This window comes from Eudoraea sp. (assembly GCF_049669105.1).
GTDB lineage: Bacteria > Bacteroidota > Bacteroidia > Flavobacteriales > Flavobacteriaceae > Eudoraea.
The window spans coordinates 1-3,046 of record NZ_JBATKE010000210.1; the positions used below are offsets into that span (position 1 = coordinate 1).

Consider the following 3,046-nt stretch of genomic DNA (forward strand, 5'->3'; position numbering starts at 1 on the left):
CTTTTCTCCACGTAAATTTCGCTCAATTATTTCTCCGTTTTGGTCAATCAAATAATTGTCAGGAATTCCATAAACCCCATAAATTAGAGAAGCTGAATTATCTGCGCCTTTTAAGTCGCTAACTTGCAACCAAGGTAATTTGTCCTTTTCAATTGCTTTTAACCAACTTTCCTTTTTTGTATCCTCAGAAACAGCAAAAATCTCAAACCCTTTCGGCCTATACTTTTCATAAGTTTTAACCAAGTTTGGATTCTCTTTTCTACAAGGTCCGCAATTTGAAGCCCAGAATTCTAATAAAACTAACTTCCCATTAAATTCGGATAGTTTTCTCATTTTTCCATTGGTATCTGCCATTTCAAAGTCAACATATTTTTCTCCAATTTTTGGATTTTTATTCAGTGTAATATATTTTGATATACTTTTTCCATATTCAGAGTTTTTATTTTCTTGTGAAAATTTGTCAAAAAGTTCTTTAGTTTTTTCTTTTCCCCAAGTTTTTGAATATACCGAGAGCACATATGCACTATGAATGCTATTGGGATGTTTATTTACAAACGCAATATATTTTTTCAGCTCATCTCCTGGTTGTGAATCAATCTCTTTACTTAAAGTCTGGCTTAAATCTTCTTCGCTAGAACCAGTAACTATTGCATTTCTAAAATCCGTTTTGGAACCGTCAAAGGTCATTGGCTTGTTTTCTAACCAAAGGAATCGATAATTTGAAAAGTTTTTTGTTCTCAAAATTACTTGTATTGGTGATTTTGGCAGGTTAGTTCTAAAACTGAAAGAATTATTTTCAACTACTACAGAATCTATTAAAACCTCTTTGCGGTCAAGGTAAAGAACCGTTCCGTTTTCAATATTATTTGTTGTTCCGCTTAAAGAAAATTCCGCTATTGGTTTTTCATTGCAGGATAGAATTAACAAAGTTAATATTCCAAGTATCACTTTTTTCATATGAGTTTGCCTTTGCTTGTTGCCAACAATGATATTTGATTATTGACCATAAATACTTTATTTGACTAAGTTAAATAATCCTTTATTTAAACTGTAATTACCGATAATGTATTCTATAACTTACCTAAAACGTTAAACACTTATACGCTTTTTTATTCCTTTTTTAGTTCAAATTCTCCACCACCTTGACGTAAGATCATTTTGTTATCATCTGGTTTAAATTCCATTTTTAACCCAGCCTGGTCAAATTTGAACTTACTCGGTTCATACGCTTCCAAAGGAAAAGAGGATTGACCCGTGGCTTGGCCAATCAGTTTATTTTTTTCTTTGCTTATCGTTATTTTTAATGGGAAATCAGGGCTGGAATAAATACCGAGATATGTATCCAATTCTTCTGGTTTTAAATCCAATGGAGGATTAAATTCTGGCAACGCATATTCTTTTCCAAAATAAATGCTTAATGCTCCGATTAAGATGTCATTCATGGGCATTACCACTCCATTTGAGGTATAAGCAACCGAAACTTTTTCCTCAGGGAAATAGAACGCGTTTGATTGAAAACCATCGATTCCCCCATTATGTCCATAAGCCTTTTTATCATAAAACGGTGCCTGAAATATACCCATTCCATAGCCATCTTCAATTTTAATCATTGAGTTCACTGCTTGCTCTGAAACAATTTTATAATCAAATAGACAATTTAAAAATTGGTTGAGCTCTGTTGGATTGGAAACTATTGCGCCTGCACCAACAGGGACAGACATGTCAGTTTCGGTGGCTAATTTCCAATCACTTGTATTTGTATAGGACTTTGCCTCATTATTTTTTACGATTATATCTGAACCGTAATACGTATTTACTAAGGAACAAGGCTTGCAAATCGTCTCTTTTATGATCTCCTCATATTCTTTATTTTCTATTTTTTCCGCAATAAAAGAAAGTAAAACATAATTGGAATTAGAATATTCAAATTTCTCATTGGGTTCAAATGAACTACCATTTGCGACAATTCTTTTTACCAATTCTTCTTTTGAAATCGATTGTTCCATCCACGATGGGTAATCTTCGGAACTTGTGAAATTAAAAATACCGCTTCGATGTTTTAATAAATGTGCAATAGTAATATTTGACGAGTTTTTGATTTCCGGAAAGAAATCGGCAAGTGGCGCAGTTAGGCTTAATTTACCATTTTCTATTAAACTCATAATAATCGCAGCCGTGAAAGTCTTAGAAATGGAGCCGATACGATATTTGGTTTTATTTATGGCCTTAATATTTTCCTCAATACTGGCGTAACCAAAAGAATTTTGATACATTTCTTCACCTTTTTCGAAAATAGAAATACTTCCCATACCCTTTTGTTTTGATTCAATAAGTGAGAAAAGCTTATCCATTTTTTCCCGATTGAAATCTTGACTAATTAGAGTAGCATGTATTATTATTGAGATTAGTAGAAATAGGTTTTTCATCTTTTTTTTATTTTATAACAAGACCTCTATTTGCTCTTTTAGTTTTGGATTAGAAGGTCGCATAGCTTTTGAATCAATTATTTTTCCATCTTTATCTATCAGCATAAATCTTGGAATTCCCTCCACCATGTAGTGTTTTAAAAAAGAAACATTTCTGTCTTCGGCAAAGAGCTGGATGCCTTTTAAATTCTTACTCACTATCATTTTTTTCCATCGCTCAGTGGTGTCTTCCATGCAAATGCTTATAAATGAGATATCCTTGTCTTTGAATTCGGAAATTAATCCCTCCAATGCGGGAAATTCCTTTATGCATGGAGCACACCAGGTTGCCCAGACATCTATATACACCAATTTCCCTTTGTGATCTTTTAAAGAAATAAGTTCATTTTTTGTGTTTACCAATTCGAAATCAGGAGAAACCTGGCCTTTATCGATTTTCTTTAATTGCTGGTAAGCTTTTTTAATTTCGGAGGCATATTCCTGTTTAGTTATCAGCGGTTCAATCTTATGATAAAGGCTGTCGAGGCTTTTTGTATAAATTAAATTTCTTTTCCCTATATAATAGGCAAGTTCCTGCTTAATTGGCGGACTTGGAACTTCATTTTCAATGACGTCTATGT

At 33.0% G+C, this 3,046-nt stretch carries 3 protein-coding genes; all 3 read right to left on the reverse strand.

The window, feature by feature from the left end; translation table 11 throughout:
- Positions 1 to 957 (reverse strand): redoxin domain-containing protein (locus tag WBM60_RS16175; RefSeq protein ID WP_424283328.1); only part of this gene is annotated, 957 nt, incomplete at its 3' end.
- A 152-nt stretch (positions 958 to 1,109) separates the two neighbouring features.
- On the reverse strand, positions 1,110 to 2,351 hold the full coding sequence (locus WBM60_RS16180; protein WP_424283329.1) for a serine hydrolase domain-containing protein: 1,242 nt from the start codon (positions 2,349 to 2,351) through the stop codon (positions 1,110 to 1,112).
- A gap of 87 nt (positions 2,352 to 2,438) precedes the next feature.
- The coding region (locus WBM60_RS16185) for a TlpA family protein disulfide reductase (RefSeq protein ID WP_424283330.1) at positions 2,439 to 3,046 on the reverse strand (608 nt) is incomplete at its 5' end.

Excerpts from the sequence above, each read along its gene's own strand:
- WBM60_RS16180 (WP_424283329.1), bottom strand. The coding sequence starts at position 2,351 with ATGGATAAGCTTTTCTCACTTATTGAATCAAAACAAAAGGGTATGGGA.